Source organism: Sulfitobacter sp. S190 (genome assembly GCF_025141935.1).
Taxonomy (GTDB): domain Bacteria; phylum Pseudomonadota; class Alphaproteobacteria; order Rhodobacterales; family Rhodobacteraceae; genus Sulfitobacter.
The window spans coordinates 741,642-759,849 of record NZ_CP081120.1; the positions used below are offsets into that span (position 1 = coordinate 741,642).

Genomic DNA, 18,208 nt, shown 5'->3' on the forward strand with positions numbered 1-18,208 from the left:
GAAGATTGAGCGGCGCACTATAGCCGCTGTGCCTGCGCTGGCAATGCGGGCGGATGCCAAAAATCGCAGCGGGGGATCAGGCGATGATATCGGGGGTCAGGCGGTCCTCGATCAGCGCGATCCGGTCCTTGAGCATCAGCTTGCGCTTTTTCAGGCGCCGGATCGTGAGCTGGTCGGAGGTGCCCTTTTCGCTGAGCGCGGCGATGGCATCGTCGAGATCGCGGTGTTCGCGGCGAAACACCTCCAGTTCGACCCGCAGGACATCGTCGGTTTTCATGGACAGATCGGATTGCGCGTTCATGGGCCTGATTCTGCTCTATTATGTAGCGTATTATACTAAGGCTTAACCGCTTTGCCGCATAGCCCTTGCAGTGGGGCCGCGCGGTTCCCATATTCAAGGGACGCGGTTGCCGATACGGGACCGCGTTCAAACAAGACTGTCGCTTGAGAATATGAGGACGTGTCGCATGACGAAATTGACGCTGGCATCCTATCCCCATCTGCTGGGATTTGAACAGCTGGAGCGGGTGCTGGAGCGCAGTGCCAAGACCGGCAACGAGGGGTATCCGCCCTTCAATATCGAACAGACTTCCGAATTCAGCTACCGGATCACGCTGGCCGTGGCGGGGTTTGCCGAACAGGATTTGTCGATCACCGTCGAGGACCGCCAGTTGGTCATCCGGGGTCGGCAGAAGGACGACGGCGAAGGGCGCGTGTTTTTGCACCGCGGCATCGCCGGACGCCAGTTCCAACGCTCTTTCGTGTTGGCAGATGGTGTCGAAGTGGGCGAAGCGATTATGGAGAACGGTCTGCTGCACGTGGACCTGACCCGCGCCGAGCCCGAAAAAGTGGTTCAGACGATTAGCATCCGAAAGGGGTAGAGTATGGAAGAGATGATGATGGACGCAGGGGTGGACCGGACGGTCTATGTCAAGCCGATTGCCGTTACAGATCTGCCCCGCGAAGTGCGCGATCAGGCCGAGGGGCTGGATCTGCTGTACGCGGTGCACGATGCCGAAGGGCAGCAACTGGCGCTTGTCGGCGATCAGAAGCTGGCGTTTGCCTTGGCCCGCGAGCATAACTACGCGCCGGTGATGGTCCACTAGGACCGCACCACCGACCCGAAAGCACAAAGGCCGCGGAGCGATCCGCGGCCTTTGTCGTTTCCGTGTTTAGGGGAGCGGCGGTTTACGCCTTGATCAGCCCCATCGATTCGAGTTTCAGCAGCACCTGGTGCGCGCAGTTGTCGACATCGACGTTTTCGGTTTCGACGCTGAGTTCGGGGTTCTGCGGCACGTCGTAGGGATCGGAAATGCCGGTGAATTCCTTGATCTTGCCCTCACGTGCGAGTTTGTAGAGCCCCTTGCGGTCGCGGCGTTCGCATTCCTCGATCGAGGTTGCAACATGGACTTCGACAAAGGCGCCGAAGCTTTCGACATCTTCGCGCACCGCGCGGCGGGTGGTGGCATAGGGCGCGATGGGCGCACAGATGGCGATGCCGCCGTTCTTGGTGATCTCGGACGCGACATAGCCGATGCGCCGGATGTTCAAATCGCGGTGTTCCTTGGAAAAGCCCAGTTCGGACGACAGGTTCTTGCGCACGATGTCCCCGTCAAGCAGCGTCACGGGGCGGCCGCCCTGTTCCATCAGCTTGACCATCAGCGCGTTGGCAATGGTCGATTTGCCGGAGCCGGAGAAGCCGGTGAAGAACACGGTAAAGCCCTGCTGCGCGCGCGGTGGACGGGTGCGGCGCAATTCGCGCACCACTTCGGGGAAGGAGAACCATTCGGGGATTTCCAGACCTTCCTGCAAACGGCGGCGCAATTCTGTGCCCGAAATGTTGAGGATGGTCACATTGTCCTTGTCGGCGATTTCATCGATGGCTTCGTATTGGGCGCGTTCGTCGACCCAGACCATGTGTTTGAAATCGACCATTTCGATGCCCATTTCTTCCTGATGCTCGCGGAAGAGGTCCTGTGCGTCGTAGGGGCCATAGAAATCTTCGCCGGCGGAGTTCTTGCCGGGGCCCGCGTGGTCGCGGCCCACGATGAAATGCGAGCAGCCGTGGTTCTTGCGGATCAGCCCGTGCCAGACCGCCTCGCGCGGGCCAGCCATGCGCATCGCAAGGTTCAGCAGGGACATCGATGTGGTGGCCTGCGGGTATTTGTCGAGAACCGCCTCGTAGCAGCGCACGCGGGTGAAATGGTCAACGTCACCGGGTTTGGTCAGCCCCACGACAGGGTGGATCAGCAGGTTGGCCTGTGCTTCGCGCGCGGCGCGGAAGGTCAGTTCCTGATGCGCGCGGTGCAGCGGGTTGCGGGTCTGGAAGGCCACGACCTTGCGCCAGCCCATCTTGCGGAAATAGGCGCGCAATTCGTTGGGCGTGTCGCGGCGGGATTTGAAATCATAGTGCACGGGCTGCTGGATGCCGGTGACCGGACCGCCCAGATAGATTTTGCCCGCCTGATTGTGCAGGTAGTTCACCGCGGGATGCGCGGAATCGTCGGCGCCGAATACTTTCTCGGCCTCGTGCGCCTTGTTCGGCTCCCAACGGTCGGTGACGGTCATGGTGGCGAGAATCACGCCTTCCTGATCGCGCAGGGCAATGTCCTGACCCAGTTCAAGGCTGTCGGCAAAGCTGTCGGAGACGTCGAGCGTGATGGGCATGGGCCACAGCGTGCCGTCGGCCAGACGCATGGTGTCGACGACGCTGTTGTAGTCTTCCTCGCCCAAGAAACCCTTGAGAGGGTTGAACCCGCCGTTCATCAGCAGTTCTAGGTCGCAGATCTGGCGCGGGGTCAGATCGTGGCTGACCAGTGCGGCCGCTTCGACCTTCAGCTTTTGCGCCGAATCGTAAGAGACATAGAGTTCGGGGATCGGGGGGAGGAGAGGCGTGTTCATATGCGTACTCATTTGTGGATAGCGTGGCCCGTGTAGCGCCTCCTACCGCTATGGGACGCGACAGATCAAGCGTTGCGGGCCCTTTTGGACGTTTTGCATAGCTGCCATGGCGGTTTTGCAAACCAAACGGCGCAAAACCGCCCCTTTTGCGGGGGCAGCGCCGCGATCAGTCGGTGCCTTCGAGCTGTGGCGTGGCGGAGATTTCATCGCCGTCCTCGCAATGCTCGGCCAGAAAACGCTCCGCTTCGAGCGCGGCCATGCAGCCCATGCCCGCCGATGTCACCGCCTGGCGGTACTTGTGGTCGGTCAGATCACCCGCGGCAAAGACGCCCGGCACGGAGGTTTCGGTGCTGTCGGGTTTGGTCACGACGTAGCCGCCCATGTGGGTTTCCAGCGTGTCCTTGACCAGTTCGTTCGCGGGCGCGTGGCCGATGGCGACAAACACGCCTTTGGCCGGAATATCGGTGATTTCGCCGGTTTTGGTGTGTTTGACCTTGATCCCTTCGACGCCCAGTGGCGCGTCGGTGCCGTAGACTTCGACCATTTCGTGGAACCACAGCGGTTCGATCTTGGGGTTTTTCTGCAGCCGGTCGATCAGGATCTTTTCGGCGCGCAATTCGTCGCGGCGGTGCACCAGCGTCACTTTGGAGGCAAAGTTGGTCAGGAACAGCGCCTCTTCGACGGCCGTGTTGCCCCCGCCGATCACCACAATTTCCTGACCGCGGTAGAAAAAACCGTCACAGGTGGCGCAGGCGGATACGCCGAAGCCCTTGAATTTCTCTTCGCTGTCGAGCCCGAGCCATTTTGCCCGCGCGCCCGTGGCCAGCACGACGGCGTCGGCGACATAGGTCGTGCCGCTGTCGCCTTTGGCGTGGAACGGGCGGCTCGACAGGTCCAGATCGGTGATGATGTCGCCGATGATTTCGGTGCCCATGGCGCGGGCGTGATCCTGCATGCGCACCATCAGGTCGGGGCCCTGCACCTCGGTATCGCCGGGCCAGTTCTCGACTTCGGTGGTGGTGGTGAGCTGCCCGCCCGGTTCGATTCCCTGCACGAGGATCGGGTCAAGCATGGCGCGGCTGGCATAGACGCCGGCGGTATAACCGGCGGGGCCGGAGCCGATGATCAGAAGCTTGGTTTTGCGGGTCTCGGCCATGGGGCACCTTTCACAGGTCTGAAGGGGAAACGTTTGCGCAGATATATACGCGTCGCGCGCGGTCTTAAACCCCGCCTCTGGCCGCGGGTCGATCACATCTGTTGCATGGGCGTGCGGGGCCGGATATGGGCGGGGTCCGGTGCGCGCCGGCAAACCCGACGGGGGCCAAACCCCGCCGATACGGGCGAGACGCGCAAAGAATATTGCGTGTTCATGAAATAATATTGCGCATCGTGCTGCAATGACTATATGAATCGCAAAGCTTTAGGGGGACATATGGCAGGTACACGGCTCGACCCGATTGACCGCAAGATTTTGGCCGAACTTCAGGCAGACGGGCGCATGACCAACGTCGAGTTGGCCAAACGCGTCGGCATTTCGGCACCGCCCTGCCTGCGGCGTGTGCGCACACTCGAGGAGCAGGGCTTCATCAAGGGCTACCACGCCGAAGTGGCCCCGCGCGAGTTGGGATTCGAAGTGCAGGTGTTCGCGATGGTGGGGCTGAGCAGCCAGGCCGAAGCGGATCTGTCGGCTTTCGAGGAACGCTGCCGCGACTGGTCGCTGGTGCGCGAGTGTCACATGCTCAACGGTGAGGTGGACTTCATGCTGAAATGCGTCGCCCCCGACCTGTCGAGCTTCCAGAGCTTCCTGACCGGCCAGCTGCTGACGGCGGAGAACGTCGCCAGCGTGAAGACAAGCCTCGTGATCCGCAACGCGAAGGACGAGCCGGGCGTGCCGTTCGACGTGCTCGAAGAGCGGCTGACGGTCAACGCCTGAGGATCAGTGATCGTCCAGCCGTGGCGCGCGCGGATGCGCTAGCGGTCCGAATTCCGACATATGCCCGATGCGCGGGAACAGCGACAGGAAGCGGTCGCGCACGCTGTGACTGACGTCACGGGTGGCGGTGGTTCCGGGATGGAAGGTTTCCATTTCGATGCCGTTCACGGTGATGGCGGCATGGCGGCTGAGACACAGGTGGAACATGCGTGTGGCCGTGGGCGGCGTGACCTCGATCACGTTGACACCATCCACGAATTTCGACGCGGGCGTCAGAAGCTGGCGTCCGTCCGCGATGCCACGCAGGGCGGGGGGCGTATGCAGGATGCGCGCGCCGGGTCCGACGGTGAGCGAGCGTTCGGGCCGCGAGGGTCCAAGCGCGTCCGGCATGATGCGGACCAGCGGCGTCCGCGCCCCGGCGTCTGCGGGCGAAAATGTCGACGTGCCGACCCAAACCAGCTCGGCCGACTGGCCGGTGGATGTCTGGATCATATCGCCCGGTTGCAGATCCTCGACGGCCACGAGCCCGTAGTCCGTTTGCACCAGACTGCCGTGCGTGAAGGCGGAAAAGGCGCTTTCGAACAGGGGGATCGCGGGGCCGGACATCTGCCCGATATACAGCGATCCGTCCGCCCGCAGTGCCGCAACCTCGAAGTTGCGTTTGGCGGTGACGACCTGAACGGGCGGGCCGTCTTGCATGGTTTGAGCAGTCATTTGTTTATACCCCTTTGCACGCAGCGCGACACGCTGTGCGGCGGGATTGGCAGTTAACGTCATGCGAACACCTTGGCAGTTGGTCACATCCCTCGTCGGCCCCCACCGACAACGACGGAAATAACAGTGGGTCATTTCATGTCTTGGGTCCGCCTAATTCGCCATGGTTCCGCCACATTGTCAAAGAAGAGACGACATTTGGCCGCCCGTTTGCACCAATATCGTAAATTTTAGCGGATTTGTTTCTATCGCTGCGGGCCCGCGCGCCACATTCGGCGTGGTCACGTGACAGGGGCGCATACAAAAACCCCCGCACGATTCGCATGCGGGGGTCTTGTCCAGATCGCGGGGGAAGGCGATCGAGGGGGGGTAGATCAGGCGCTTTTGCGCAGCGTGTGGGTCGTGGCCTTGCGCTTGGCGATGAACGCGGCGCGGCGGGTGCCGCGGGCCCATGGCATGACGGTGTCATTCTCGGCGGCGGCGGCAACAATCGATTTGATGAAGCGTGTGTTGGTTTTCATGGTCTGTCTCCTGGCCCTCGGTTGGTATGGGCATTCGCCCTTGCTTGAGGATCAATATGACGCTGCATTCGGGCCAGTTTTTGGCAGTGCGAAAAATTTTGCGAAAAAATGCGAAGAGTTTTGGCGCAGTTTGAGGCAGGCCCGCCGCAATCGTGCGATGCCCCTGTATTACAGGCGCTTGGCGCGAAATCGGCGACTTTGACGGGCGATTGTTTCGTCAGGGGAACCAATGGAATGGGGCGGCAAGCCGGCAACCTTGGCCGCAATTGCGCCCCATTCGCCGCTTGCTGCGGCTAGAGCGTGATGGCGGCGATCATGCGACCATAGTCCGCTTCCTTGGCGTGGGTCGTGCGCCGGTAGGAATAAAAGCGGTCCGGGTCCGAAAACGAGCAGTGCCGCGTCCATTCGGCGTGTCCCACACCGGCGGCATGCAGCCGGTTGAGCCCGAAGCCCGGCAGATCGAACATCAGCCGGTCGCCGTCCCCGTTTGCGAAGAAGCGGGCAAATTCGGGATCTTCGTTGAGAAAGGTGTCGAGAAATTCGGGCCCGACCTCATAGGCGCGCTGGCTGATCGTGGGGCCGATCACGGCGGTGATGTTCTGCGCGCTGGCGCCCAGATCGACCATCGCCGCGACGGTCGATTGCAATATCCCGTCGAGCGCGCCGCGCCAGCCCGCATGTGCGGCACCGATGACCCCGGCGTGCGGATCGGAGAACAGCACCGGTTGGCAATCGGCGGTCAGCACCGACAGCGCAATGCCGGGAGTGGCGGTCACGATCCCGTCGGCGCGCGGTTTTTCGGTTTGCGGCGCGTCGACCGCGACGGCGGTGGCCGAATGGATCTGGTGGACCCCTATGAGCGCGTCGGGCGCCACCCCCATCGCATCGGCGACGCGGGCGCGGTTGATGGCGACGATTTCCGCCTGATCAGAAGAGCCCTGACCGCAGTTCAGACCGGCAAACACACCCGATGACGCCCCGCCCTTGCGGGTGAAAAAGCCGTGTTTGACCGCGCCAAGCGCATCGGAGGTCAGTATTTCCAGCGTCATGTTTCCAATCCGGGCAGCATCGGGGCGGACCGGGGGACAACCCCCAGAACTTTGAACAGGTTTCCCATTTCTGACGGGTGCGTCAACCGACGATGTGCCGCCACGTGATTGTCGAGCCTGCTTCCGCTGAGGGTTTGGGCAAGCGCCTGGGCCCGCGCGGTGATGCCCAGCCGTTCCAGGAATACGCCTTGGGGGGTGATGCGCCCCGGTTGCGTGGGAGCGCAGGCGGTCAGCAGGGCCTCAAAATCGACATGGGCGGTCAGATCGGCCGCACCGGGGTCCGCCAACGGATCAACGCTGGTGTGGCCCGCGACGGCCTGCAGCGTATCGCCCAGCGAGCGCCAGTCGCCGTAGTCGATGATCAGCGCGGCCCCCCCGTGGGTATCGATCCGCTGCGCGATCACGGAGAGGATGGGGGCGGCGCCGGGACGGTCTTCGACGAGGTCACCGTCGGCGGTATCGTCCAGCCGGTGCGCGAGTGCCGGTTGTGGCTGTGCCGGTCCCAGCCCGAACACGAGCGCCCCGTCGCGCGCGCCCACCTGCCGTTCGCGCCACAATGTGCCGTCGCGCTGGAACTGGCGAATGGGCAGGGCGTCGAAAAATTCGTTCGCCAACAGGAACAGGGGCGCTTGCGGAAGATCCTCGGGGGTGTCGATCCAGCGTGGCGCATGGGCGGCCAGCGTTTCGGCCTGCACGGCGCGCAGGGCGGGGGAGGCATCGTAGAGCACGATATCGGCGGCGGCGTGAAAGCCCGGCACCCCCGCGGTGGCCCGCAGCACGTCTGCCATCAGCGTGCCGCGGCCCGGCCCCAGTTCGGCCAGTGTAAAATGTGCGGGCTGTCCCTGATCCGTCCACGCCTGTGCCAGCGCGAGCCCTAGCATTTCACCGAACATCTGGCTGATCTCGGGTGCGGTGACAAAATCGCCACCCGCGCCAAAGGGGGTTTTGGCCGTGTAATACCCCATCGTGGGGTGCAGCAGGCAGGTGTGCATGAACTCGGCGATGCTGATCGGGCCGGTGTCGCGGATTTGCGCCAGCAAGTGATCGCGCAGGCCGCTCATCCGCGCGCGCGGGCCCGCAGGACCAGCACCATCCCCACCGCGATCATCGGCAGGCACAGGATTTGCCCCATCGTCAGCCCGTAGCCGCCGATCTGCCACGCCAGCCCCAGTGGATTGCCCGCCGTCACAAACTGGGCATCGGGTTGGCGCACGAATTCGACCGCAAAGCGGGCCAGCCCGTAGCCCGCCAGAAACAGGCCGGTGACGAGGCCGGGTTTCTTCAGCCCGTCACGCCGCCATACCAACCAGATGAGCACGCCGCCCAGCACCAGCCCTTCGAGCAGCGCTTCGTAGAGTTGCGAGGGGTGGCGGGCACAGATGCCGACCACATCGGGGCAGTATTGCGCCGCCTGCGTGGGAAAGGCCACGCCCCACGGCAGGTCGGTCGGACGGCCCCAGAGTTCGGCGTTGATGAAATTGGCGATCCGGCCCAGCAACAGCCCCGGCGCGATGCCGAGTGCGACCAGATCGCCCACCCCGAGCCGCGAGAGCCCGTTGCGCAGGCAATAGATATAGGCCGCGATCATAACCCCCAGCGCACCGCCGTGGAACGACATGCCGCCGTTCCAGACCTGCAGGATTTCCGCCGGGTTCGCCAGATATTGGGCCGGGTTGTAGAACAGCACATACCCAAGACGTCCGCCCGCGATCACGCCGATGATGATCCAGGTCAGCAGATCCTCGATCTGGGCCGGGGTCATGACCGGGGTGTCGCCCCGCCACAGGCGCGGCGTGCGCGCGGCGCGCACCACGAGCCGCCACCCCAGAACGATGCCCACGATATACGCCACCGCGTACCAGCGCAGCGCGAATGTCATGCCGAAAAGCGTGACCGAGAATATCTCGGGAGAGATGTCGGGGAAGGGGAGCATAGCGACCATGCGCCGATTGAGCGTGCTGTGGCGGGGAAGTCAACCTTGCGGGATGCGGTTTCGCGCCCCATATAGAAGAGAACCGCAACCGGGAGAGACCCATGCAGACGCGCAACAAGATTTTTGACGACCTGAGCCAGATCATGACCAACGCAATGGGCGTGGCCCAGGGCGCGAAGGAAGAAGCCGAAACCGCCATGAAGGGCATGATGGACCGCTGGCTGGCCGACCGCGATTTTGTCACCCGCGAGGAATTCGACGCGGTGCGGGCGATGGCACAGAAGGCCCGCGAAGAAAACGAGGCGCTCAAGGCGCGGCTGGACGCGATGGACGCCAAATCCTGATCCTGTGATGCCGCCGCGCTCCGGCGTGGCCGATCCGACATACCGCAACGCCCTGTCGCAAGACCGGGCGTTTGCCGTTTTTAGGCAAAGCTTACCTAGCGTCCGGCTGAAGAACGCACGCTAGATATAGATTTATCCACCATTATTTGTGGTTATCCCCAGAAAAAACTTGCCAGACGCTTTTCGCGCCTCCACCATATCTTGTATCAGGGCCGCATAACAATGCGCTCTGTAGCAGAGGCACCCAAGTCGTGGGGGCAAGTTTGGGCCTCCGTCGCTAGGGCGATAATAAAAAGGTGAGCCAAATGGCCTTGTCCGAGCAGTATCTAGAAGACGACATCCACCCCATCGACATTGTCGAGAACCTTGCCGCGCATCACGACTGGGATTTTGACCGCATCTCGGACGAGCAGATCGCCATGGCCGTAGAGGGACAATGGCGGACCTATTCGGTGACGCTGGCGTGGTCGGGGTTTGACGAAACGCTGCGGTTGATCTGTACGTTCGAAATGGAGCCGCCGAAGGACCGGCTGCCCGCGTTGCACGCTATTCTCAACGAAATCAACGACCAGTGTTGGGCAGGCGCCTTCACCTACTGGGAAGAGCAGCAGCTGATGGTGTACCGCTATGGTCTGGTTCTGGCCGGTGGCCATGTCGCCAGCGCCGAGCAGGTCGACACGATGATCGGCGCCGCGGTGATGAGCGCCGAGCGGTATTATCCCGCGTTGCAGCTGGCGGTCTGGGGCGACAAGACCCCGAAAGACGCGCTGCAGGTCGCCATTGCAGAGGCGTACGGCCGCGCTTAAACCTGTCCCCGGAGTATTTGGGGGACAGTTGATGAAAGACACACGTATCGCCCGCGACAGCCTTGTTCTGCTGGGGTGTGGCAAAATGGGATCGGCCATGCTCGAAGGGTGGCTGGAGCGTGGTTTGCCGCCCGCCTCCGTCTGGGTGCAGGACCCCGGACCGTCGGAGTGGTTGCAGCAGCAGGGCGTGCATCTGAACGAACATCTGCCCGAAAACCCCGCGATCGTTTTGGTGGCAGTCAAACCGCAAATGATGGCCGAGGCGCTGCCGACGCTGCGCACGATGGGCAATGGCGAGACCCTTTTCGTGAGTGTCGCCGCCGGCACACCGATCACGTTTTTCGAAGCCACGTTGGGGCAGGACACGCCGGTTGTGCGTGCGATGCCCAACACGCCGGCCGCCATCGGTCAGGGCATCACCGCGATTGTCGCCAATGCTCATGCAGGGCCTGCCGGTCTGGACGAGGCCGAAGCGCTGTTGTCTGCGGTCGGCGCGGTGGTGCGACTGTCCGAAGAGGCGCAGATCGACGCGGTGACAGGGGTGTCGGGGTCGGGTCCGGCCTATGTATTCCACATGATTGAAACGATGGCCGAGGCCGGAGTGGCAGAAGGATTGCCGCCCGCCCTGGCAATGCAACTGGCCAAGGCGACCGTGGCCGGGGCGGGGGCGCTGGCCCTGCAGTCGGGCGAAGATCCGGCACAGTTGCGGATCAACGTGACCAGCCCCAACGGCACCACTCAGGCGGCGCTGGAGGTCCTGATGGATGAGGCGGGCGGTTTTCCGGCGCTTCTGTCGCGCGCCGTGGCGGCCGCCGCTGACCGGTCACGGGAGTTGTCGCGTGGATAACATTTCGTTCGACGATTTCCTGAAGGTCGATGTGCGCACCGGCAAGGTCGTCCGGGCCGAAGTCTTTCCCGAAGCGCGCAAACCGGCGATCAAACTGTGGATCGACTTCGGTGACGACATCGGCGTCAAAAAGACGTCTGCGCAGATCACGGTGCATTACACGCCGGATACGCTCGTCGGGCGGCAGGTGATGGCGGTGGTGAATTTCCCGCCGCGCCAGATCGGACCGTTCATGTCCGAAGTGCTGGTGCTGGGTGTGCCGGATGAAAACGGCGCAATCGTATTGGTGGGACCCGATCAGCCGACCCCTGCGGGGGGGCGGATGCATTGAAACGGGTTCTGGTGACGCGGGCGATGCCCGAGGCGGTGTACGCGGCGTTGGACGGCTTGGATGTGGTCCGGCGCGACCGGACCGATCCGTTGAGCCCGCAGGAGTTGCGTGCGGCGCTGCGCGATTTCGACGGGGTGTTGCCCACGTTGGGTGACCGCTTCGATGGTTCCGTCTTTGCCGATGTGGCGCAGCCGCGCTGCCGGATTTTGGCGAATTTCGGGGTCGGGTATAACCATATCGACGTGGACGCCGCCCGTGCAGCCGGTGTGGCGGTGACGAATACGCCCGGTGCAGTCACCGACGCCACGGCCGATATTGCCCTGACGCTGATGCTGATGAGCGCGCGGCGCGCCGCGGAGGGCGAAAGACTTGTGCGTTCCGGCGCGTGGGAGGGGTGGCACCCGACGCAGCTGTTGGGGATGCACCTGACCGGTAAGCGGCTGGGCGTGGTGGGCATGGGCCGCATCGGGCAGGCCATCGCGCACCGGTGCCATTTCGGGTTCGGCATGCCGGTGTCCTACTTCTCGCGCAGCGCCAAGGATCTGCCCTTCGATGCGGAATTTCACACGGATCTCAATGCGCTGGCCGCGGCGGTTGATGTGCTTGTGGTGGTGGTTCCGGGGGGGCCAGAGACGACCCATCTGATTGACGCCGGTGTTTTGGATGCGATGCAACCGCACGCCCATCTGGTCAATATCGCGCGCGGCGAGGTCGTGTGCCAGGCCGATCTGATCGACGCGCTGCAGGGGCGGCGGATCGGTGGTGCGGGGCTGGATGTGTATGAGTTCGAACCGGAAGTACCGGGCGCGTTGCGTGATCTGGATAACGTGACGCTATTGCCGCATTTAGGTACGTCCACCCTGCAGGTACGTGTGGATATGGGGCTGATGGCGGTTGAGAATCTGCAAGCGGGCGTGGCCGGAAAAGCGTTGCCGAACCCGGTTTAGGCGTCACCGACCGCTTCGCGCCAGTGGCGGCGGCACAGTGAGACGTAGGTTTCATTGCCGCCAATCTGCACTTGCGCCCCATCGCGCAAAACTTTGCCGTTTTCGTCCTGCCGCACGACCATCGTGGCCTTCTTTCCGCAATGGCAAATGGTTCTGATTTCACGCATTTCATCGGCAAGCGCCAGAAGCGCCGCCGAGCCGGGGAACAGCGCGCCGCGAAAATCGACGCGCAGCCCGTAGCACATGATCGGCACGCGCAGATCGTCCACGGCGCGGGCCAGTTGCCAGACCTGATCGTGATCGAGAAATTGCGCTTCGTCGATAAAGACACAGGCACAGGGCCCTTGGGCGATACGATGTTCGATTTTTGCAAACAGGTCTTCACCCGAAGCGAAAGTGTCGGCGGTCTGGCCGATGCCGATGCGCGAGGCAATGCGCCCGTCGCCCGCGCGGTTGTCGAACTGCGCGGTGAGCAGATAGGTCGCCATGCCCCGTTCCATGTAGTTGTGCGCGGCCTGCAAAAGCACGGTCGATTTGCCCGCGTTCATGGTGGAGTAATTGAAATACAGCTTTGCCATCGGGCGGTTTTCGCAGTGTCTCGGGGCAATCTCAAGCGGTTCATCACCATTTTTTCACTGACAATTCAGTTGCAATGCACTAGGTCGTTCGCACGGGCGCGCTATGTTCCCTGGTATCGTTTGAATGAGGAAGCCGCATGAACCCGTCAGGTAGTTATCTCAAGAAACACACCGAGGCATTGGTCAAGGCGGTGGGCATCGAAGCGGCCTGCGAGGTGACGGGCAAGTCGAAGGCGACCCTGGGGCGGTATTACTCCGACAACGACGAGCATCTTGACCGCTTCATGCCGGTTGATGCGGTTGCGGCACTGGAGGCTGCTGCCGGTTTTCCCCATGTCACACAGGCACTTGCGGAATTGACTGGCGCGCAACTGGAATTCGACGAACGGCGCCCGAACGACACGCGCAGCGGCGGTGTGAACGCCGATGTCATCGCGCTGAGCCAGCGGTTTGCGATGTTGATGGCCGAATATCAGCAGTCCATCGCGGACGGCAAGATTACGGTGAACGAGGCCAAGCGTCTGCTCAAGGAAACCTCTGCGTTGCAGCAGGTTCTGGTTGATATGAAGCTGCACCTGGAAGACGAAAGTGTCTGAAGACCTGCCCGCGCTGACCGAAGGCGCGCTGCCGCAGATTGATACGGACATGCTGCGCGCGCCGGGAGATCCGGGGCATAAGCCAAGGATTTTGCTGCTGTACGGATCGCTGCGCGATGTCAGCTATTCGCGCCGTGCGGCGGAAGAGGCAGCCCGTGTGCTGCGCCATCTGGGGTGCGAGACGCGCATATACGATCCGCGCGGTTTGCCGCAGCCCGATGGCGAAGACGACAGCCATCCGAAGGTGGCGGAGCTGCGCGAAATGGCGGTCTGGGCGGAGGGCATGGTGTGGTCCAGCCCCGAACGCCACGGCGCGATGACCGGCATCATGAAAAGCCAGATCGATTGGTTGCCCTTGTCGCTGCAAGGGGGCATCCGCCCCACGCAGGGCAAGACATTGGCAGTCATGCAGGTTTCGGGCGGATCACAATCGTTCAACGCGGTCAACCAGATGCGGATACTGGGGCGTTGGATGCGGATGGTCACGATACCAAATCAATCAAGCATTCCAAAGGCATGGCTTGAGTTTGACGCGGAGGGCCGGTTGCCCGCGGGGCCATTTTATGCGCGGCTGGTCGATGTGATGGAAGAGCTGGTGAAATTCACCTGGCTGGTGCGCGGGCGGGCGGATTACCTTGTGGACCGCTATTCCGAACGGGTCGAAAGCGCGGCCGAGGTGCACAAGCGGGTGTCGCTCAAGAGCCTTTAGCCGTGTTTCTGCACGATGACAGAGCCGACCGAATACCCCGCACCGAACGAGCAGATCAGCCCGGTGTCGCCGTCTTGCAGATCGTCCGAGTATTTCGAGAACGCAATGATCGACCCCGCCGATGACGTATTGGCGTAGTCCTGCAGGATGTTTGGTTGCTCGCCGGGATCGGGGATGCGGCCGAGCACCTTGCGACCGATGAAATCATTCATGGACTTGTTGGCCTGATGCAGCCAAAGCCGTTTGAGATCAGAGGCTTGCAGGCCCTCTTCTTCCATTTGCCCGGCGATGTGCTGGCTGACCAGCGGCAGCACTTCCTTGAACACCTTGCGCCCGTTTTGCATGAACTGCATGTCGCGCCTGTCTTTCAGGCCATCGGGGCGCGAACGGCGCAGGTAGCCGTTGTTGTTGCGGATGTTGTTAGAAAAGACGGTGCCGCAGCGGGTCGATTTGATTTCGAAATGCGGGCCTTTGGCGTCCTCCTGCCGCTCGATCAGGGTGGCGGTTGCCACGTCGCCGAAGATGAAGTGGCAATCGCGGTCGCGCCATTCTAGATGCGCCGAACATATTTCAGGGTTAACGACAAGTGCGCTGCGGATGGAGCCTGCGCGGATCATGTCGGCGGCGGCCTGAATTCCGAAGGTGGCGGAGGAGCAGGCGACGTTCATGTCGAATGCGAAGCCATTGATTCCCAACAGTTCCTGAATTTCGATGGCCACAGCAGGGTAGGCGCGTTCGAGGTTGGAACACGCGCAGATGACCGCATCGACATCCTGCGCGGTCTTACCCGCTGCCGCGAGCGCTTTGTGGGCGGCATCAAGCGCCATTTCGGCCGTCAGGGAGGGTTCGTCATCGCTGCGTTGGCGCAGCAGGGGGTGCATCACGCGCGGGTCGAGAATGCCCGTTTTATCAATCACATAGCGCTGTTCAATGCCGGATGCCTTGACGATGAACTCCTCGGAGGAATACTCCTTGGCCGCGACTGTTCCGGCGGCGATTTCATCCGCATGCTCGGCGTTATAAAGATCGACGTAGGCATTGAACGCCTCGACCAGTTCGGCGTTGGTGATGACCTGATCGGGGGTGAAAACGCCGGTGCCTGTGATCGCTGGAACGTGCATGGACTAGACCTTTATTCTGCGGACGTGGAGGGTGTCACACGATGTGCACCGGGCGTACACAGCGCGTGCATACGGTGGGGTTACGCCGTTTTAATCAAGTTTGCGCAGGCTTTCCATCGGTTTTGACAACAAGGAACATCCGATGCCCGTTCGCAGCCCCGTCAAGGAAACGCACCGCAATTATTTCAACAACCTGATGTTTCAGGTGGAGTGGGATTTGCACCAGACGGTGCTGGATGAAAAGCGTATTCCCGACGAATGGCACCGCATCGCCCGCGACAGGATGCCCCAGCGAAAGACCCGCATCACACTGCGGGTGGAAGAAGATGTGGTGAAATTTTTCCGCAAGATGGGACCGGGCTACCAGCAGCGGATGAATGATGTGCTGGCCACGTGGTTGCACGGGCGGTTGGCGGCGCTGATCGAGGGGCCGGATGCCCGCGACGTGGCAGCCGAAGCCTTTGCCGACATGTCGCGCCCGCGTCTGGGCGATGTCGAACTGCTGGAGCGTGGTTTGACGCGGGATGCGGACGGGGTGCTGCGGGATGTGGAGACGGGCGCGCCGGTCTGAGGGCGGCGGATAGGGCGGTGGCGTCAGCGGCGCGTCCAGTATGGCCTGATACCGCGGGCGGTATCGGTCGCGCGCCGGTTGTTGCCTAGCGTCTTTCCATTCTGAACCAGAGAGGGAGGACGTGCTTTGGCACATCAGATCATCACACGGCGCGCGGCGCTCAAGGGGCTTCTGGCGACATCGGCCACGTCTGTCGCGCTGCCCGCCTATGCGCGCAACAAGCCGATCAAGCTGGGGTTCGTGACGCCCCAGACGGGCCCGCTTGCCATATTTGCGGAACCCGATGCCTTTGTGCTGGAGCAGGTGCGGCGCAAGGTTGCGGACGGGATCATGATACAGGGGGCCCGCCATGCGGTGGAGATCATCGTCAAGGACAGCCAGTCCAGTTCCAACCGCGCGGCGAGCGTCGCGCAGGAGCTTATTTTTGACGATGAGGTCGATATCCTGATGGCAACTTCGACGCCCGATACCACCAATCCGGTGGCGGATCAGGCGGAGTTGAACGAGGTGCCCTGCATCACCAACGACACCCCGTGGCAGCCGCATTTCTTTGGTCGGCAGGGTGATCCGCAGGTGGGTTTCGAGTGGACCTACCATTTCTTCTGGGGACTGGAGGACATCATTTCGACGTTCACCGGTATGTGGAGCCAGCTTGAAACGGACAAGGTCGTGGGGGCGCTGTGGCCGAATGATCCCGATGGCAATGCCTGGGGTGATCCGGCGCAGGGGTTCCCGCCGGTGCTGGCGCAGCGGGGGTTCGAATTGGTCGATACCGGCCGTTTCCAGAGCATGACGGACGATTTTTCGTCGCAGATTTCCGCCTTCAAGAAGGCCGGGGTCGACATTGTGACGGGGGTCGTCATCCCGCCCGACTTCACGACATTCTGGACCCAAGCCGCCCAGCAGGGATTTGCGCCCAAGGTTGCGACGGTGGCCAAGGCGTCGGAGTTTCCGCAGGCCGTCGGTACGCTGGGTGCGCGGGCGCACGGGCTGTCGGTCGAGGTGTGGTGGTCGCCGGATCATCCGTTTGCCTCTGGCATGACGGGGCAGAGTTCGGCCGAGCTTGCCGCTGCGTACGAGGCGGCGACGGGCAATCCGTGGACCATGCCGCTGGGCTTCAAACATGCGCTGTTCGAGGTCGCGCTGGACGCGCTTGGCCGCGCCCGGAGCACCGCGCCCGCAGACATCCGCGATGCGATTGCGGCCACGCAATACCGCTCGATCGTGGGGCTCGTCGATTTTGCCGCGGGGCCGGTGCCCAATGTCGCCAAGACGCCGCTTGTCGGGGGCCAGTGGCAGATGCAGAGCGGAAAACCCGTGCTGAAGATCGTCGAGGCGAACGGCACGGGCATCGCCACGCAAGCCGAGATGTTTGCCATCTGAGCAGGCGTCAGGCGCGCTTTGCCCCGCGGCGAAGCGCGCTTTTCTTGCTGTTCTTGCGCACCAGATCGAAGAAATTCATCACCTGTGGCGCGCGGTTGTCGATGCGGGCGTGGACGGACAGGGCCGTGCCGGGGTTCGGCCCGTCGTAGCGGCGGAAGAAAACGCCCGGGCGCGTGGCCTCCGACACGGATGCGGGCACTAGGGCGACCCCGACGCCCACCGACACGAGGCTGATCGCGGTCTGGTAGTCCTGCGCCTCGATCAGATCGGCGGGGGTGAAGCCCGCGGTGCGGCAGACGTCGAGGATGTGATCGGCAAAGCTGGGCCGCGGGCGGCGGGGGTAGATGATGAAGGTCTGATCGCGCAGCGCGTCGAAGGGTACGATTTCGCTTTGGGCAAGCGGGCTGTTGTCGGGCAGCGCGAGGATCAGGGGTTCGGCGTGGAAGGTCGCGGTGCGGAAATCATCGTCATCGAGAGACGGGCGCGCCACGGCGATGTCGATTTCGCGTTGGATCAGGGCGGTCCTGAGCTCGGCGTTGTTCATGGAGGACAGCGCCAGTTCGACATCGGGGTAGTGGGTGCGGAAGGATTTGACCAGCGCGGGAAAGGGGCCATGCGTGGCAGACCCGACAAAGGCGATGCGCAGCCGTCCCGCGCCGCCCGCGCCGATGAGCTTGGTGTCGCGGTAGGCGCTGTCGAGCCGCGTCAGGATATCGCGCACGTGGCCCAGCAGGACCTCGCCCGCCTGCGTCAGACGGATCTGGCTGCGGCTGCGGTCGAAGAGTTGCACCTGCAGGTCGGATTCCAGCTGTGCGATCTGCCGCGAAAGGGGCGGTTGGGCCATTTCCAGACGCGCCGCGGCCCGGCCAAAGTGCAGCTCTTCCGCGACCGCGACGAAATATTTCAGACGTTTGAGTTCCATCG

General features: G+C 62.7%; 23 protein-coding genes. 12 read left to right on the plus strand and 11 right to left on the minus strand.

Annotated elements, in window-relative coordinates; all coding sequences use genetic code 11:
• Positions 1-76 precede the first annotated feature (76 nt).
• A complete protein-coding gene (locus tag K3756_RS03910) occupies positions 77-301 on the minus strand; it encodes a YdcH family protein (RefSeq protein ID WP_259991101.1) in 225 nt (74 codons plus the stop codon).
• A gap of 166 nt (positions 302-467) precedes the next feature.
• Here K3756_RS03910 and K3756_RS03915 point away from each other — a divergent pair, with 166 nt between their 5' ends.
• Together K3756_RS03915 and K3756_RS03920 are read left to right on the plus strand one after the other, a co-directional pair.
• Complete coding sequence (locus K3756_RS03915) at positions 468-881, plus strand: Hsp20 family protein (RefSeq protein WP_259991103.1); 414 nt, start codon at positions 468-470, stop codon at positions 879-881.
• 3 nt (positions 882-884) lie between these two features.
• Positions 885-1,106, plus strand: a complete 222-nt coding sequence (locus tag K3756_RS03920; RefSeq protein WP_259991105.1) for a DUF1150 domain-containing protein — start codon at positions 885-887, stop codon at positions 1,104-1,106.
• Between the two features lie 82 nt (positions 1,107-1,188).
• Here the strand turns inward: K3756_RS03920 and K3756_RS03925 are convergent, their stop codons facing one another.
• Together K3756_RS03925 and trxB are read right to left on the minus strand one after the other, a co-directional pair.
• Complete coding sequence (locus K3756_RS03925; RefSeq protein WP_259991107.1) at positions 1,189-2,901, minus strand: bifunctional sulfate adenylyltransferase/adenylylsulfate kinase; 1,713 nt, start codon at positions 2,899-2,901, stop codon at positions 1,189-1,191.
• Between the two features lie 166 nt (positions 2,902-3,067).
• Complete coding sequence (gene trxB / locus K3756_RS03930) at positions 3,068-4,057, minus strand: thioredoxin-disulfide reductase (protein WP_259991109.1); 990 nt, start codon at positions 4,055-4,057, stop codon at positions 3,068-3,070.
• A gap of 276 nt (positions 4,058-4,333) precedes the next feature.
• Between trxB and K3756_RS03935 the strand changes: the two genes are divergently transcribed.
• Positions 4,334-4,834, plus strand: a complete 501-nt coding sequence (locus K3756_RS03935; protein WP_259991111.1) for an Lrp/AsnC family transcriptional regulator — start codon at positions 4,334-4,336, stop codon at positions 4,832-4,834.
• Between the two features lie 3 nt (positions 4,835-4,837).
• Here the strand turns inward: K3756_RS03935 and K3756_RS03940 are convergent, their stop codons facing one another.
• The 5 genes from K3756_RS03940 to lgt form a co-directional block, all read right to left on the minus strand.
• Complete coding sequence (locus K3756_RS03940) at positions 4,838-5,548, minus strand: Hint domain-containing protein (protein WP_259991113.1); 711 nt, start codon at positions 5,546-5,548, stop codon at positions 4,838-4,840.
• 374 nt (positions 5,549-5,922) lie between these two features.
• Positions 5,923-6,069 (minus strand): hypothetical protein, encoded by a 147-nt coding sequence (locus K3756_RS03945; protein ID WP_259991115.1) that lies wholly within the window; start codon positions 6,067-6,069, stop codon positions 5,923-5,925.
• Between the two features lie 293 nt (positions 6,070-6,362).
• Complete coding sequence (gene pgeF / locus K3756_RS03950) at positions 6,363-7,118, minus strand: peptidoglycan editing factor PgeF (RefSeq protein ID WP_259991117.1); 756 nt, start codon at positions 7,116-7,118, stop codon at positions 6,363-6,365.
• Positions 7,115-8,179, minus strand: a complete 1,065-nt coding sequence (locus tag K3756_RS03955; protein WP_259993479.1) for a class I SAM-dependent methyltransferase — start codon at positions 8,177-8,179, stop codon at positions 7,115-7,117. The genes pgeF and K3756_RS03955 overlap by 4 nt, the downstream gene beginning before the upstream one ends.
• A complete protein-coding gene (gene lgt / locus K3756_RS03960) occupies positions 8,176-9,060 on the minus strand; it encodes a prolipoprotein diacylglyceryl transferase (RefSeq protein WP_259991120.1) in 885 nt (294 codons plus the stop codon). Before lgt ends, K3756_RS03955 begins: the two co-directional genes overlap by 4 nt.
• 92 nt (positions 9,061-9,152) lie before the next feature.
• On the opposite strand from lgt, the gene K3756_RS03965 reads away from it, so the two are divergent.
• The 5 genes from K3756_RS03965 (at position 9,153) to K3756_RS03985 (ending at position 12,326) form a co-directional block, all read left to right on the plus strand.
• Positions 9,153-9,395, plus strand: coding sequence for an accessory factor UbiK family protein (locus K3756_RS03965; protein WP_259991122.1), 243 nt, complete (start codon positions 9,153-9,155; stop codon positions 9,393-9,395).
• Between the two features lie 305 nt (positions 9,396-9,700).
• The gene (locus tag K3756_RS03970) at positions 9,701-10,201 is read left to right on the plus strand and encodes a YbjN domain-containing protein (RefSeq protein WP_259991123.1); all 501 of its coding nucleotides are present in this window, start codon (positions 9,701-9,703) and stop codon (positions 10,199-10,201) included.
• Between the two features lie 31 nt (positions 10,202-10,232).
• Positions 10,233-11,048, plus strand: a complete 816-nt coding sequence (gene proC, locus K3756_RS03975) for a pyrroline-5-carboxylate reductase (RefSeq protein WP_259991126.1) — start codon at positions 10,233-10,235, stop codon at positions 11,046-11,048.
• Entirely contained in the window at positions 11,041-11,379 is a 339-nt protein-coding gene (locus K3756_RS03980) for a tRNA-binding protein (protein ID WP_259991128.1), read from the plus strand. Before proC ends, K3756_RS03980 begins: the two co-directional genes overlap by 8 nt.
• Positions 11,376-12,326: a D-glycerate dehydrogenase gene (locus K3756_RS03985; protein ID WP_259991130.1), complete on the plus strand. Its 951-nt coding sequence runs from the start codon at positions 11,376-11,378 to the stop codon at positions 12,324-12,326. Before K3756_RS03980 ends, K3756_RS03985 begins: the two co-directional genes overlap by 4 nt.
• Here the strand turns inward: K3756_RS03985 and K3756_RS03990 are convergent.
• Positions 12,323-12,904: a thymidine kinase gene (locus K3756_RS03990; protein WP_259991133.1), complete on the minus strand. Its 582-nt coding sequence runs from the start codon at positions 12,902-12,904 to the stop codon at positions 12,323-12,325. The genes K3756_RS03985 and K3756_RS03990 overlap by 4 nt on opposite strands.
• A gap of 137 nt (positions 12,905-13,041) precedes the next feature.
• Here K3756_RS03990 and K3756_RS03995 point away from each other — a divergent pair, with 137 nt between their 5' ends.
• Both K3756_RS03995 and arsH read left to right on the plus strand, forming a co-directional pair.
• A complete protein-coding gene (locus K3756_RS03995; RefSeq protein WP_259991135.1) occupies positions 13,042-13,500 on the plus strand; it encodes a hypothetical protein in 459 nt (152 codons plus the stop codon).
• Complete coding sequence (gene arsH, locus K3756_RS04000) at positions 13,493-14,209, plus strand: arsenical resistance protein ArsH (protein WP_259991137.1); 717 nt, start codon at positions 13,493-13,495, stop codon at positions 14,207-14,209. Before K3756_RS03995 ends, arsH begins: the two co-directional genes overlap by 8 nt.
• Here the strand turns inward: arsH and K3756_RS04005 are convergent.
• A complete protein-coding gene (locus K3756_RS04005; RefSeq protein WP_259991139.1) occupies positions 14,206-15,330 on the minus strand; it encodes a beta-ketoacyl-ACP synthase III in 1,125 nt (374 codons plus the stop codon). The two genes, arsH and K3756_RS04005, sit on opposite strands and share 4 nt — an antisense overlap.
• 142 nt (positions 15,331-15,472) lie before the next feature.
• On the opposite strand from K3756_RS04005, the gene K3756_RS04010 reads away from it, so the two are divergent.
• Positions 15,473-15,901 (plus strand): BrnA antitoxin family protein, encoded by a 429-nt coding sequence (locus tag K3756_RS04010; protein WP_259991141.1) that lies wholly within the window; start codon positions 15,473-15,475, stop codon positions 15,899-15,901.
• A 126-nt stretch (positions 15,902-16,027) separates the two neighbouring features.
• Entirely contained in the window at positions 16,028-17,284 is a 1,257-nt protein-coding gene (locus tag K3756_RS04015) for an ABC transporter substrate-binding protein (RefSeq protein WP_259991143.1), read from the plus strand.
• Positions 17,285-17,291: 7 nt separating this feature from the next.
• Here the strand turns inward: K3756_RS04015 and K3756_RS04020 are convergent, their stop codons facing one another.
• Positions 17,292-18,206: a LysR substrate-binding domain-containing protein gene (locus K3756_RS04020; RefSeq protein WP_259991145.1), complete on the minus strand. Its 915-nt coding sequence runs from the start codon at positions 18,204-18,206 to the stop codon at positions 17,292-17,294.
• Positions 18,207-18,208: the final 2 nt, after the last annotated feature.